This is a genomic window from Enterococcus sp. BSD2780061688st2 D3 (genome assembly GCF_005844145.1).
GTDB lineage: Bacteria > Bacillota > Bacilli > Lactobacillales > Enterococcaceae > Enterococcus_B > Enterococcus_B durans.
On sequence record NZ_SPHN01000004.1, the window covers coordinates 68,923 to 82,451 of the forward strand.

At 38.8% G+C, this 13,529-nt stretch carries 12 protein-coding genes; all 12 read right to left on the reverse strand.

The window, feature by feature from the left end; genetic code table 11:
• Positions 1-137: 137 nt before the first annotated feature.
• The 12 genes from clpB to nrdR all read right to left on the reverse strand — a co-directional run bounded on the left by clpB (position 138) and on the right by nrdR (position 12,987).
• Positions 138-2,747, reverse strand: coding sequence for an ATP-dependent chaperone ClpB (clpB, locus tag FGQ66_RS04755; RefSeq protein WP_113845704.1), 2,610 nt, complete (start codon positions 2,745-2,747; stop codon positions 138-140).
• Positions 2,748-3,122: 375 nt separating this feature from the next.
• Entirely contained in the window at positions 3,123-4,166 is a 1,044-nt protein-coding gene (locus FGQ66_RS04760; protein ID WP_138301876.1) for a lysylphosphatidylglycerol synthase transmembrane domain-containing protein, read from the reverse strand.
• Between the two features lie 10 nt (positions 4,167-4,176).
• A complete protein-coding gene (locus FGQ66_RS04765) occupies positions 4,177-4,449 on the reverse strand; it encodes a DUF1294 domain-containing protein (RefSeq protein ID WP_113845706.1) in 273 nt (90 codons plus the stop codon).
• A 27-nt stretch (positions 4,450-4,476) separates the two neighbouring features.
• Positions 4,477-5,379 carry a diacylglycerol/lipid kinase family protein gene (locus FGQ66_RS04770; RefSeq protein ID WP_138301877.1) on the reverse strand — a complete coding sequence of 301 codons (903 nt, stop codon included), beginning with the start codon at positions 5,377-5,379 and terminating at the stop codon, positions 4,477-4,479.
• A gap of 124 nt (positions 5,380-5,503) precedes the next feature.
• Complete coding sequence (gene pepT / locus FGQ66_RS04775) at positions 5,504-6,736, reverse strand: peptidase T (protein WP_138301878.1); 1,233 nt, start codon at positions 6,734-6,736, stop codon at positions 5,504-5,506.
• A gap of 14 nt (positions 6,737-6,750) precedes the next feature.
• Positions 6,751-7,872: a Nif3-like dinuclear metal center hexameric protein gene (locus tag FGQ66_RS04780; RefSeq protein WP_138301879.1), complete on the reverse strand. Its 1,122-nt coding sequence runs from the start codon at positions 7,870-7,872 to the stop codon at positions 6,751-6,753.
• Positions 7,872-8,570: a tRNA (adenine(22)-N(1))-methyltransferase gene (locus tag FGQ66_RS04785; protein ID WP_016176541.1), complete on the reverse strand. Its 699-nt coding sequence runs from the start codon at positions 8,568-8,570 to the stop codon at positions 7,872-7,874. The genes FGQ66_RS04780 and FGQ66_RS04785 overlap by 1 nt, the downstream gene beginning before the upstream one ends.
• Positions 8,571-8,682: 112 nt before the next feature.
• The gene (locus FGQ66_RS04790; protein WP_138301880.1) at positions 8,683-9,054 is read right to left on the reverse strand and encodes a hypothetical protein; all 372 of its coding nucleotides are present in this window, start codon (positions 9,052-9,054) and stop codon (positions 8,683-8,685) included.
• Between the two features lie 341 nt (positions 9,055-9,395).
• Positions 9,396-9,833 carry an LptM family lipoprotein gene (locus tag FGQ66_RS04795; RefSeq protein ID WP_138301881.1) on the reverse strand — a complete coding sequence of 146 codons (438 nt, stop codon included), beginning with the start codon at positions 9,831-9,833 and terminating at the stop codon, positions 9,396-9,398.
• A 350-nt stretch (positions 9,834-10,183) separates the two neighbouring features.
• Positions 10,184-11,110, reverse strand: a complete 927-nt coding sequence (gene dnaI / locus FGQ66_RS04800) for a primosomal protein DnaI (RefSeq protein WP_095443931.1) — start codon at positions 11,108-11,110, stop codon at positions 10,184-10,186.
• The gene (locus tag FGQ66_RS04805) at positions 11,110-12,489 is read right to left on the reverse strand and encodes a replication initiation and membrane attachment family protein (RefSeq protein WP_081134490.1); all 1,380 of its coding nucleotides are present in this window, start codon (positions 12,487-12,489) and stop codon (positions 11,110-11,112) included. Before FGQ66_RS04805 ends, dnaI begins: the two co-directional genes overlap by 1 nt.
• A gap of 21 nt (positions 12,490-12,510) precedes the next feature.
• Positions 12,511-12,987: a transcriptional regulator NrdR gene (gene nrdR, locus FGQ66_RS04810; protein WP_005879863.1), complete on the reverse strand. Its 477-nt coding sequence runs from the start codon at positions 12,985-12,987 to the stop codon at positions 12,511-12,513.
• Positions 12,988-13,529 lie beyond the last annotated feature (542 nt).

Below are 13,529 nucleotides of genomic sequence, written 5' to 3' on the forward strand. Positions count from 1 at the left end.
CTGGATAAAAAATAGCTTCCTGTTGCCTATCCAATACGCGCGGAACAAAAGTAAGGAATACTTCTGTCCCGCCTCATTTTGGAATGTGCTTCAGGAAGCTATTTTCAACTATCTATTTTATTGGTCAATGTTTCGTATCATACTTCTTCAACTAATTCTTCTGCTTTAAAATGAAGTTTTTCATCAAGTAAAGTGATCGTTACTTTTGATTTAGGCGTGATACGACCTGACACGATTTCTTTTGCCAAAGGTGTTTCCACTTCTTTCGTGATGAAGCGTTTCAATGGACGTGCACCATAAGCTGGCTCATACGCATTTTCAGCGATCCATGTTTTGGCTTCGTCGCTGATCGTCAAGAAGATTTCTTGATGTTCTAGTCGTTTGGCTAATTGTGCCACCATCTTATCGACGATACCTTTTACATTGTCTAAACTTAACGGTGTGAAGAGGATCGTATCATCGATTCGATTCAAGAATTCGGGTTTGAAATTGCCACGAAGGATCGTTCGCACTTGTTCTTCGACTTCTTCTGGAATCGTACCTTCCGCTGTCACGCCTTCTAGTAATAATTGTGAACCAATATTACTTGTCATGATCAATACGGTATTTTTGAAATCTACGACACGTCCTTTAGAGTCAGTCAAACGTCCGTCATCTAACACTTGCAATAAAATGTTGAAGACATCAGGATGTGCTTTTTCAATTTCATCGAGTAAAACGATGGTATAAGGATTTCTTCTTACCGCTTCCGTTAGCTGACCGCCTTCTTCATAACCAACATAGCCTGGAGGAGCTCCTACTAAACGAGAGACGGCATGTTTTTCCATATACTCACTCATGTCGATCCGTACCATATGCTCTTCAGAATCAAATAAGTTTTCGGCTAATGCTTTGGCTAGTTCCGTTTTACCGACACCAGTTGGCCCTAAGAACAAGAATGAACCTAACGGACGGTTTGGATCTTGTAACCCAGCACGAGAGCGGATCACTGCATCACTGACTGCATCTACTGCTTCATCTTGTCCGATTACTCGTTTATGCAAGGTTTCGTTCAACTTCATTAGTTTTTCTCTTTCACCTTCAACTAATTTCGTCACAGGAATCCCTGTCAAACGACCGACTACTTGAGCAATCTCATTTTCAGTCACTGATTCTTGCACCATTTTGATGTCACTATCTTTAGCTTTTGCTTCTAACTCTTTTAATTCTTTTTCTAATTGTGGGATCGTTCCATGACGCAAAACAGCGGCACGTTCAAGATCATAATTGTTTTCTGCATCTTCTAGTTCATGTTTTGCTTTATCGATTTCTGCACGTTTAGAAGAAACTGTATTGACTTCTTCTTTTTCTGTTTCCCACTGCATTTTCATTGCATTCGCTTCTTCGCGCAAGTCCGCTAATTCTTCTTGCAAGTTCTTCAATCGCTTCTTGCTGGCATCATCTGATTCTTTCTTTAATGCCGCTTCTTCGATTTCCAATTGCATCAATCGGCGTGTGACTTGGTCCAACTCTGTTGGCATAGAATTCATTTCTACACGAATGGTTGCACTGGCTTCATCGATCAAATCGATTGCCTTATCTGGCAAGAATCGATCTGTGATATAGCGATCAGAAAGTGTAGCAGCAGCAACTAGTGCATTGTCATGGATATTGACTCCATGATGGATCTCAAAGCGTTCTTTTAAGCCACGTAAAATACTGATCGTATCTTCTACTGTTGGTTCCTTGACTAGTACTTTTTGGAAACGACGTTCCAAGGCTTTGTCTTTTTCCATATATTGTCGATATTCATCCAACGTGGTTGCTCCGATCAAATGAAGCTCACCACGTGCTAGCATTGGTTTTAGCAAATTACCAGCATCCATGCTTCCTTCGGTCTTGCCTGCGCCGACAATGTTATGGATTTCATCGATAAATAGAATGATTCGACCATCGCTTTTCGTTACTTCTTTAAGGACAGCTTTTAGTCGTTCTTCAAATTCACCACGGAATTTTGCTCCCGCAATCAATGCGCCCATATCTAAAGAAAAAATCGTTTTGTCTTTTAGATTTTCTGGTACATCTTTGCGCACGATTCGTTGTGCTAATCCTTCAACGATCGCTGTTTTACCTACCCCTGGTTCCCCAATCAACACAGGGTTGTTTTTTGTTTTTCGTGAAAGGATGCGGATCACATCACGAATTTCTTCATCACGGCCAATAATTGGGTCCATTTTACCTGAACGTACTTGTTGGACCAGATCCACTCCGTATTTTTCTAACGCTTTGTATTGTTCTTCTTGATTTTTTGAGGTCACTTTTTCTCCACCTCTCATTTCTTCAATATTGTTTCTAAGTTCTTTTTCCGATAATCCGTTTTTCGTTAAGTACACAGTCAACGGATAATTTTTCAATTTCATCAATGCCAAAATAACCACTTCAGTTGAAAGATATTCGTCACCGAAACTTTCTCTGATTTGGTCAGCTTCATTTAACAAATGAAATAGATTTTGGCTGAGATTTTGACCATATTGGACATTTGCTCCTGATACGGTCGGGTATTCGTCAAGCACACGGTCAACTTCTCTTTCAAAGCCCTCGACATCTAAGCCGGCATCTGTGTATAGATTACGGCCAAAATGATTTGGTTGTAAAAAAATCTTCCATAAATGGGCAATGTCGATTTCTTGATGTTTCCGAGTGACAGCAATTTGTTGTGCTTCGGCAATCGCTTCTTGTAGCGTAGTTGTCATTTTTTCAATATTCATCTTCTTACCTCCTGAATAAAGAGTATGAATTGTTTTTCATCAATTCTTTACGATTATTATTATACTCGTTTGGTCAATATTGGTCAAAGAATAACGTTACTTTTCTACCTTTTATCTTACACTTCTTTACCTATTTTTAAAAAAGAAACAGGCTGAAACAAAAAGTGATCTTTTGCTTCCACCTGTTACTGTGTTTAGAGAATATAGACAAATCTAAATGTCAGTTTTGTTACAGACTCTTGAATAAACGGCGTCCAAAAGTCAGTTTTTTCGGAAATAAGCCGAAATTCACAAAAATTTGAAAAGCAATTTTCGTTAATTTCTTCTTATTTCTCGGAGTTAAACACTTCTGTCCCAACCTCCTCTCTTATTTGATCAATGATTTTGCTCTTTTTCTCTTTTTACTTCTTTGATCTCTTTTTTTAGTACTTTTCTGCGATCAGCTACGACATAAAAGAACCCGTAGATAAATGGCAAAATAAATGAACTGAAACGATAGAGGAGTAAGGACGAAACTGCATCGACAGTTCCGACTAAAGGTTTGAATAATAACAGATAGACAAATTCAAATGAACCGATTCCCGCAGGTGTCGGGATCACGCCAGACAATACTACCGCAAAACTAATAAATGAAAAGGTCAGTAAGAAATCAATATTCGGATGATTTTCAACCAAGAAGATATATGGCATCACATACCAGAACAAGAGCTTGAGCATATTCCAATAATAGACTCGAAGCAATGCTGTTCGATCTTTTACGATCGTCTGGACTGTTTCTCTCAGTGAATAGATTTGTGTATTGCAGGTATCGACCCATTTTCGCAATCTTTGACTTTTGAATAATTTATTTGACACACTGACAAAGAAAATTTGAAGGTTCAAACTTATTGAGATCAATAACAGAAAAGCAATAATGAGACCCGTCAAGACGATCCCCGCAATAATGAACCAAATCATGGATGGTCCTTTAGAATAGAATAACGAGAACTGGACAATCAAACCGATGATGGCATACGTGATCACAGCCAGTTTGTACATGATCATGTGCAATGCCGTGACACCAGCGCCTTGAGAGAATTTCATTCCTTTTTTATTATAGAAATAAATCTCCGAGATCAACGTTCCTGTACCGAAAGATACGATCCGATAAAATGCAATATAACAGGATGTCCAGAAGCCGTCCATCGTAGAAAAATCATTGGCGAAAGGTTCTGCAATTTCTTTGATGGAGCGTCCTTCTACAAGTTGATAAAGTGTTCCTAATACTAATGCTGCAACAATAACAACTAAACTTGTCGATAGTAATTCAGCAAATATATCTGCAAATGATTGATTGATCAAATAATAAATAATGGCTAGTATTCCTATCAATAAAAGCAGATTTAAGGCTATTTTTGTTTTTGTTCCTTTAGTTGACATTGACTACTCCTTAATGAAAAAAATAAATCAAAATCAAATCAACGAGTACACCCGCCATAAATCCAATTGTAAATTTCTTTTTTCTCGTTTTATGATGAAAGACTTTTCGTGCGATCAATCCGCCAATGCCGCCGCCTAGTAAACTAACAAAGATCAAATTACTTTCTGGTACGCGCCATTTTCCTTTTTTTGCCTGACGTTTATCATACCCCATCAAACAAAACAAATAAATATTTACAAGTACCAGATAAAACCACAAAGGGTTATATAAAATTGCATTCATGTTTTTTCCTCCAACTAGTCAGAAAAATTATTTTGTTTCTTTTGGAACAAATACAGATAGTCCCTTGGGAACAACGACTAATTCAATTGGTAAATCATCGGTGGTATCACCATCTGTACGAGTGCCAACCTTTTTTTCCTGCGCTTGGATATTGATTTGACTTGCTGTCAAATAAGTGATCCCAGGGACTGAATAGATTTTTCCTTTGATTATACGAGGAAGATAAAAGATAAATCGGAAAATATCAAGAGATGGAATGATCGTTATGTGGAATTTTCCATCATCTGGACTAGCAGAATCATCAAAATTCGTATACCCACCAACAGAATTCGTCATCGTAACTGTCAGTAACTGCGTTTTTCCTTTCCAGTGTTCGTTCTCTGTTTTGATATCTAGATGATATTTTTTCTTTTTCAGCAATAGATTGACAAAACGCTTCATAAATATCCAAGATCCATATCGTTGTTTTTCCTTTTGGCTGATCCAAACAGCTGTATCAGCGAGTATCCCGATCGTTAATGTAGAAATGATCACTTCATCATTTACTTTTCCATAATCGATTTTACGAATGGCTTCCCCTAAAATAACATCTGCCGCTTCTTCTTTTTCTATAGGGATTCCAAGTACCTTTGCTAGATTATTGACTGTTCCCCCGGGTAATAATCCTACTTGATAATGTTCTAGTTTCTTCTGGAAAGCTTGGACTATATGATGGATCGTTCCGTCTCCCCCAATGATGATCAAGGTATCTGCTTCGTGCTCTTCTGCTTTTTTTACAAGTGTCTTGTGTTTCACCGAAGGACCGGTTTCCGTTAAATAAACGTTTAGCTCTGGTCGCTTTTCACTCACGTAATCTTTGAACCATTTTGCTAATTTTTCGCCTTCGTCATTTCCTGAGCTTTCATTATAAAAGACCAGCAATTTTTCCATACTCTTTTGCCTCCTAATTTCACACAAAAATCAAGGGGATAGACGGTTCCACTTGGAATTCGTCCTCCCCCCGACGTTTATCGAACCGATCAACTAGCTGATTGATCCGACATCCTATTCAATTTTAAACGTTTGTGTTCAATTCCGCAATTTTTACAATTACATCTGCCGCTTTTTCCATTACTTGAAGAGAAACAAACTCGAAGCGTCCGTGCATGTTTTCTCCACCAGCAAATAGGTTAGGGGTCGGAATACCTAGATATGAAATTTTTGAGCCATCCGTTCCGCCACGGACTGGTTCAATGATCGGTTCGATTTCTAGATCGATCATTGCTTGTTTGGCTAGTTCGACGATACTCATGTCTTTTTCAATGATTTCACGCATATTGTAGTATTGATCATACATATTGACTTTTACTCGTTCTTGGTCAAATCGACGATTCAATTTTTCTTGGATCTCCGTGATCAATGCTTTGCGAGCTTCAAAGTTTTCACGGTCATGGTCGCGGATGATATAACTCATCGTTGCTTCTTCCGTATTTCCATTCAAGGCCATCAAATGGAAGAAGCCTTCATAACCTTCTGTTTTTTCCGGTACTTCATCTGCTGGCAGTTGGTTATGAAAATCAATCGCTAATTGCAACGCATTGATCATCGTGTCTTTTGCTGTACCAGGATGGACATTTTTTCCTTGGATCGAAATCTCTGCTTGAGCTGCGCTAAATGTCTCATATTGCAATTCACCTAATGGACCGCCATCGACAGTATATGCAAAATCGACATTGAATGCTTCAACATCAAACTTATCCGCCCCTACACCGATCTCTTCATCTGGACCAAATGCTACTTTGATTTCACCATGTGGAATCGTTGGGTTTTTGATCAAGATTTCCATTGCTGTCATGATTTCAGCGATCCCTGCTTTATCATCTGCTCCCAGTAGCGTACTGCCGTCTGTCGTAATCAATGTTTGGCCTTCATAGTTCTTTAAATTAGGAAAGTCCTTAGTATTTAGCGTATAGCGTTCTTCGCTATCCAGTACGATGACCGATTCCCCATCATAATTCTCAATGATCTGAGGATTGACCCCTTCCGCATTGAAGTCAGCTGTATCCATATGGGAGATGAAACCGATCGAACGCACAGGACGATCCACGTTGCTTGGTAATGTACCGATCACAAAACCATTTTCTTCATTGTAGAAAACATCCGACAATCCAAGTTCTTCTAGTTCTTTTTTTAGAACTTGTGCAAAAGCGACTTGTGTTTGAGTAGATGGTGTCGTTTGACTTGTTGCATCTGAGCGTGTTTCTGTTTTAACATAGCGTAAAAAACGGGGTAAAAGATTTTCGTACATAAAATTCTCTCCTTTTAGTTAAATTGAAATGGGTTGGTATCTGTTTCAGAAACAAAGAAGTCAATAGACCAATCCTCTTCTTTTTTCCAAGATTCAAATTTTTCGATAAACTTCTCTTTGCACAATGATTCGATATAATGTCCCGGATCAATGGCTGCAAGACCGGCGCTCTGCATGTCCTGTGCTGTATGGTAATAAATATCGCCAGTAATATAAACATCAGCTTTTTGAGACAGTGCATGAGGATAAAATTTTTCCCCACTGCCACCACAGACTGCCACTCGCTTGACAGTTACTTCTTTTTCTGTGGGACGTACGACACGAAGTCCGTCTAATTGGAAAGCTTCTTTCACTTTGGCTGCAAAAGCGTCGAGAGGCATTTCTTCTGGCAATTCTCCGATACGGCCCAGACCCCATGTTTTAGTTGGCTCATCGATTTTAAACAGATCATAAGCCACTTCTTCATATGGATGGACCGCGTACATTGCTTGAAGTACTTTTTGCTCAAGATGCTCCGGAAAAATGACTTCTACTTTTGCTTCTTGGACCTTCTCCAGTTGACCAGCTTCACCGATTGCAGGGTGAGCTGAATCATTTGGACGAAAGCGTCCTTGGCCGATCGTAGTAAAGCTGGTAGAGTCATAGTTTCCTTGTTGTCCTGCACCAGCTTGAGCCAATGCTCTACGTAATTCTTCAGATTGTTCCACAGGTATATATACAGCCAGCTTTTTATAATGACGTTCATGTGTTTTGACTAAGTAGTTTTCGACCTTGATACCGAGCAATTCACAAAACCAATCATTTAACCCATCTTCAATAATATCCATATTAGTATGTGCAGCATACACAGCGATATCATGTTTCAATAGATCCGCATACATCTTTTCTTGCGGAACATCTGTATTTAAACGTTTCACTGGTCGAAAGATAGGCGGGTGTTTTGCAATCAATAGATCGATCTTTTTATCAATGGCTTCTTTTACGACTTCCGGTCGAACATCAAGCGTCATCATCACTCGTTGGATCGGTTTATTCAACGTCCCAATGTGTAGACCTACAGGATCGCCGTCTTCTGCCAGCCATTGAGGGCAGTATTCTTCAAATTTGCGAATGAACACATTGCCGTCGACTGTCATTAGCCTAGCACCTCCTCAATCATTTTGATTTCACTTTCCATTCGTTCTTTTCTGGCTTGCTGATTTGTTGCATGAGCCAGCTGTTGCAGAATCGTTTGTCGCTGTTTCAGTTCTCGCTGCCACTTATTGAGAAACACTTCATTGGACTCGTTCAATAAGTGGGGACCAAACATCAATTCTTTTTCACTATAGGTGACTTTCTCTTGTGTCTTTTCCGCCACAAGGATCTCATAGATTTTTTTATTTTCTTCTAAAATCGTTTCTGCAATGAGTTGATAATTGTTCTCTTGCAACCAGCTTCTCAATGTTCGTTCACCGATATTTGGCTGAAGAATCAGGCGTTCGTTCCCAGATAAGCGATTTTTTTGTTTACCAGCTTCTAGGATCTCCCGAATCAATGAACCACCCATTCCAGCAATCGTGATTGCATCAATTTGATCTTCTGCTTCGATTGCATCTAAGCCATTTGCCAGACGTACAGTGATCTGCTTTTCTAAGCCGTCCTTTCGCACTTGTTTCCTCGCTGATTCATAAGGACCTTTTACTACTTCGCCAGCAACTGCAAATTGGATTTTTCCTTTTAACATTAGTGCTACTGGTAAATAAGCATGGTCAGAGCCAATATCTGCTAAACGAGCATTTTCTGGAACAAATTCTCCCACCTTCGCTAAACGTTTAGATAATTCCAAATGGTTCATACCTTCACTCCTTCCACGCCATTATAACATTTTCATTATAATTTAAGGAGATTCGAAAAGAAAAAATTTCAAATCTCCTTCATTTTTTTATTTTTTTCTAAAATCCTACTGTCTACGATTCAATACGTGCTATTTCGATCAAAGAATCAAGAAAGACTATCGGAGGATCCGACTTGGTCATTCGCAAATCCTTCAGTACAAACTTGATTTGATCACCAACATGTATAGAGTCTTTGCCATCTTTCAATTTTTCAGCAGTCGCTTTCAAAACCATATCACCAGCATAATCCTTTGATTCTTCTATGTTTTTTATATTCGTTACTATGATAGTAAGTATCGATTTTTCACTTTCCGAAATACTGAAAATTTCGCCAGTGTAGACGTACCGTTCTTTTTTTTCTGAGAGATCATCGTTCTCTTGGTTTCCGCAACCAGTCAACGAAAGGAATACGATGACGATTATCGATGAAAAAATACGTTTCATGAATACCTCCTTCAAATCATTTTAGTTTACTTATTTGACGATCGTGCCTAGCTGTTTGCCTTTAACAACTGCATTGGTTGTTCTTTGGTCCATGTAGATTCATTTATGTAAAAGAAGCCCGGACAAAGTGTTATGTCACAAGAAAAAAGCAAACATTCCAAAAATTTGTTTTTCAAATTCTTAAAAATCTGCTTTTTATGCTTCGGATTTGTTACTTTTGTTCCCGCTGCTTATTCTGTTTCGTTAGGAAGAAAATGTAGTTTTTTCCACTACTTTCCTAACTTTGCGGTACGTATGTGGACTAGCAAACTATTAATTCAAGTTTTTTTAGAGAAGTGGTCCTATTCTTCGATCCGCGCTATTTCGACAATCGAATTACCAGGGATCTGCGGTGGGATCGACATTGTCATTATGGAATTTTCTACTAATATTATCTCGATCTGATCGCCTTTCTCGAATGCCTCTTTTCCATCTTTTAGTTGCTCCTCAGACGCATTCAAAATGACACCATCATTCGTAAAAGAGCTTCCGATATTTTCCGGGTCTTTTATTTCTTTTACGTTGATCACTTTGATTTGTATCGTCGAATCATCCGGTTCTGAGATACTTTCGATTTCGCCATTAAAAATACTTTGACCTTGCGTTGCAGAGTTGCTTACTTCCGTCGATGTTTCCGCACTGATCGAATCGATCGATGCTTTACTTGGGTCTTCGTTTCCGCAGCCTGTTAATGTAAAAAGTAAACCAGCCGCAATCATTGTTGAAAATAAAATCTTCATAAAATTTCCTCCAGCTCATTTTTAGTTGACTTATTTTGATGGTTGCGCCCGACTACTATATGTTTGCCTAATAGATGGATTCGCTTCCCTTTAGGTAGTGCATATAATTATGTAAAGAGGGTGTGACAAAAATTGTCACACTCTCTTTTTTGAATACATGATGTTTCAAAAAATAGTTTTTCAAACGAAAATCCTGCAAAATCTTAGCAGTATTTTACGGAAAACCTTTTTTCTTGAAGCTGAATACTTCTGTTCTATTTTCTTTGATACTATCGTATATGGTGTAATGATTTCTGAACAAAACACCTTTCACAATTTTGCATGTTTCACTAAAGGCTCGGAAGAATTATTCAACCATTCCTTCGATTACGCCCAGTCATTTCGATTTCTTTGGTCAAATAACGGATCCGTTCCATGATCCTTTTGGCTTTTAATGGCTCTTCATCGCCACGCTGCGTGACAGATAAATGTTGTTCCAACTCATCCATCGTGAAGTTTGAAGAAAAAAATGTCGGAAGCTGTTCTTGCATCCGATATTGTAGGATCACACCGAATACTTCATCTCTGATCCAACTGCTCATTGCATCGGCGCCGATATCATCCATCATGAGGATTGGTGAACGCTTGACTGCGTCTAATTTCTCCGCCACTTGGTCTTTCCCGATCGCCTGTTTCATTTCTACCGCAAAAGTCGGGAAGTGAACGAGCGTGGTCGTGAACCCTTTGATAGCTAATTCTCTTGCTGTTGCACCTAGCAAGTACGTTTTTCCGATCCCAAAACTACCGACTAGATATAGTCCCTTGTGGTACCCCTTAGGATCAGCACTATAGTGTTCGACAAAATCAAGCGCCTCGAAGCTGGCATAGCTCCGACCATCTGTGCGTTCGAAATTTTTGAATGAGGCATCTTGGATATCTTTGGGCATATCCACTGCTTTGATCCGACTTTTGATCTCTTCTTGTCTTTTTTTCGCAAGCAAAGCTTCTGTTGGTACATACGTCACATCGACATAGTGAAAGTTCAGAGTCAATTTGGGCTCATAGCCTGGTGCGATCATCGTGGGATCATTTTTTTGATACTTCCGTTTTTCTTGAACAAATTCATACAGTTTAGCATAACTTTTTTCAATATCTGCTTGTGTCAAATCTTCTTGATGTTCTGATAAGAAACTTTGAACATCTGGATCGTTCAAGACTTCTTGGATCATCTCAGTAAATTTCTGCTGATAATCTCTTCTGCTAATGATTTTCTTTAGCTCTTTTCCGACATCTTCCACTAGCTATCACCCTCCTTTTTTGCAAAATATTCTTTAAATCTACGTTCGATCTCTGCCTTTTTCTCACTACTGATTTTTTGTTCCTCTTTTGGTTTGTTTACCCAATCAGGGAGTTTTTCACGGCGTACATTGCGCCGCGTAGATGCGTATGACTGTGTTGTCTTTTTTTTCGTTTGTTTTGCTTGATTACTGATCGTACGGATATGCTCGATTGCCTCTTCTGGAGTAGTAATCTTATTTTGGGCCCATTCATTCGCAATCGTATTGACGAAGCTTGCATTTAAACTTGCTTGATTTCTTATGACCAACACATAGTTGACTAAAATATTGATCACACTACTTGATAAGCCTGAACGAGAAACTAAGTCTTGCATCAACCATGTTTCTTGTTTTGAGACAAAACCGCCTTTTTCTTGTTTTAATGCTTCAAGATACTTCATTGGTGGGATACTTTGGGCTTCTTTGATCAACTCTACTATGGCGTTCGGTAACGAACTGTCAGCAGTAACCGTTTCTTCTATACCTGTTTCTGGACTTGTTGGATCACTTTTTTTTGGTTTTTGTGCTTGACTTGTCAAAACAATTCTTTGCAATTCTTTTGTCGAGACTTTTTGTTCAGAAAAATCATAGGCTAGAACGATCCATTCACCGATAGTCAATTCATCCACGCCGTAAAGCTGATGGTACATCTCGATTTGTTCTTTTAATGGATCTTCCAGAACTGGGATATGTTTTTTGGTCAGCCACTCTGTCAAAAAGGCCCAATCTAGTTTAGGTTGGTCTGAATCGGATACCAATGAACCTGGTTTTTCTTGTTGAAATCCTGCTTGCACATTTTCGATCTTGTCCTGATTAGCAGCATAAGCAGCTTCACTGAACCGATAAACGTCCAAAAATTTTTTTGTGATTTTCTGGTAGCTTTGAGACGAAAATGTCTTTGGTTGGAATAATTGGACTAACTGTTCATAGCGGCGTTCTCCCACCTTTTCTAAAAGCAAGAAGGAAAGTACGCTATCTTTGAAAAAAGCGAAGGCATCCATTGGTTCTAATAATTCATAAATAAAACAAGCTCCTAAGCTGGCGTCTTCTTTGTAAAAAACATCTAAAAGACCGATTCCTTCTAATCGCTTACGTGCTTCATAAAATTGGGGCAATCCACAACTCAAACTACTCAAGAGATCTGCATGCAATCCTTCTGGTGATTGGCCATTTTCAGCTGATATTTCTGATAAGAGGGTCAAGTACAGACTTAGAGCTTCTCCACCGATCAATGGCTGATACAGGTACAACAAGGCAGATCTTCCATCTTCTTTTAGAGGATGACTTTTTCTTCCTTGGTAGATATTTTTGGGTTGAAGCTCTTTCCATGCATTATCCAAGGAAATAGGCCTCCTTACTTCTTATTTTTCTTTATTGTTTTCTTTTGCTTTATCAACGATATCTTGCAATTCCTTTAAGAAAACAGACATATCTTTAAACTGGCGGTAGACGCTTGCAAAACGAATATAGGCTATTTCATCAAGATTGACTAAATCTTCCATGACATATTCCCCGATCAATGTGGTCGATACTTCGTTTTCACCAAGGCTTCTGACCCGGTTTTCTACGTGGTTTACGATTTGTTCCATCTGCTCCATCGCAACTGGTCGTTTTTCTGCTGAGCGGATCAACCCACGCAAGATTTTGTCGCGATTGAATTCCTCACGTTCACCATTCTTTTTGATGACTAATAATGGTGCCGCTTCGATTCTTTCAAATGTAGTAAAACGAAAAGAACAACTTTCGCACTCTCTTCTTCTTCGGATTGCTCGTCCATCATCTGCCTGTCGGCTGTCAATGACGCGAGAATTATTATGTTGGCATCTAGGACATCTCATTTTCTTCACCTCTTCTTATGAGTGTTTCTATCAAACTACTATTTTCATATCAAATACCCAAATCTTGAAAGTAGAAATGGCTGCTTTGATGGACTTCGATTAAATGATCGTTGCTCACAATAGTAAATACGTTTTTTCTCATAAATATTTACATTTTTTACAAATTGCAACTAGTTGTATTATAACACGAAACGTGTGTTCAACGCGACTTTCCTGTACAAAAAAACGCGAATACAAGAACATTTTTTTCCAATTTTGTACGTAATTTGTTCGATTTCTATATTCACATTGGACGTGTGAAATAGAGTCCTAAACAACTAGCCTTGCCCCCACTATCAAACATTAAGGCTGCTTAGTTTGCATCAAGCACACTCAGTTTAAGATCGACAAGTATAGTTGTCTTATTTCTCTTTGTCCACCGAGAGCAATCGTATCAGCCCAACTGTACCATTTTATCATGTACGACTATGATGATTGTTTTCCCGCTCTCATTCAACTGGGGCGATATTTCTAAAAATTGTATCGCTATTCTTGGCTAGTTG

Excerpts from the sequence above, each read along its gene's own strand:
- FGQ66_RS04765 (WP_113845706.1), bottom strand. The coding sequence starts at position 4,449 with ATGAATGCAATTTTATATAACCCTTTGTGGTTTTATCTGGTACTTGTA.
- FGQ66_RS04785 (WP_016176541.1), bottom strand. The coding sequence starts at position 8,570 with ATGAACCATTTGGAATTATCTAAACGTTTAGCGAAGGTGGGAGAATTT.
- FGQ66_RS04770 (WP_138301877.1), bottom strand. The coding sequence starts at position 5,379 with ATGGAAAAATTGCTGGTCTTTTATAATGAAAGCTCAGGAAATGACGAA.
- FGQ66_RS04760 (WP_138301876.1), bottom strand. The coding sequence starts at position 4,166 with ATGTCAACTAAAGGAACAAAAACAAAAATAGCCTTAAATCTGCTTTTA.
- nrdR (WP_005879863.1), bottom strand. The coding sequence starts at position 12,987 with ATGAGATGTCCTAGATGCCAACATAATAATTCTCGCGTCATTGACAGC.
- FGQ66_RS04780 (WP_138301879.1), bottom strand. The coding sequence starts at position 7,872 with ATGACAGTCGACGGCAATGTGTTCATTCGCAAATTTGAAGAATACTGC.
- pepT (WP_138301878.1), bottom strand. The coding sequence starts at position 6,736 with ATGTACGAAAATCTTTTACCCCGTTTTTTACGCTATGTTAAAACAGAA.
- clpB (WP_113845704.1), bottom strand. The coding sequence starts at position 2,747 with ATGAATATTGAAAAAATGACAACTACGCTACAAGAAGCGATTGCCGAA.
- FGQ66_RS04790 (WP_138301880.1), bottom strand. The coding sequence starts at position 9,054 with ATGAAACGTATTTTTTCATCGATAATCGTCATCGTATTCCTTTCGTTG.
- FGQ66_RS04795 (WP_138301881.1), bottom strand. The coding sequence starts at position 9,833 with ATGAAGATTTTATTTTCAACAATGATTGCGGCTGGTTTACTTTTTACA.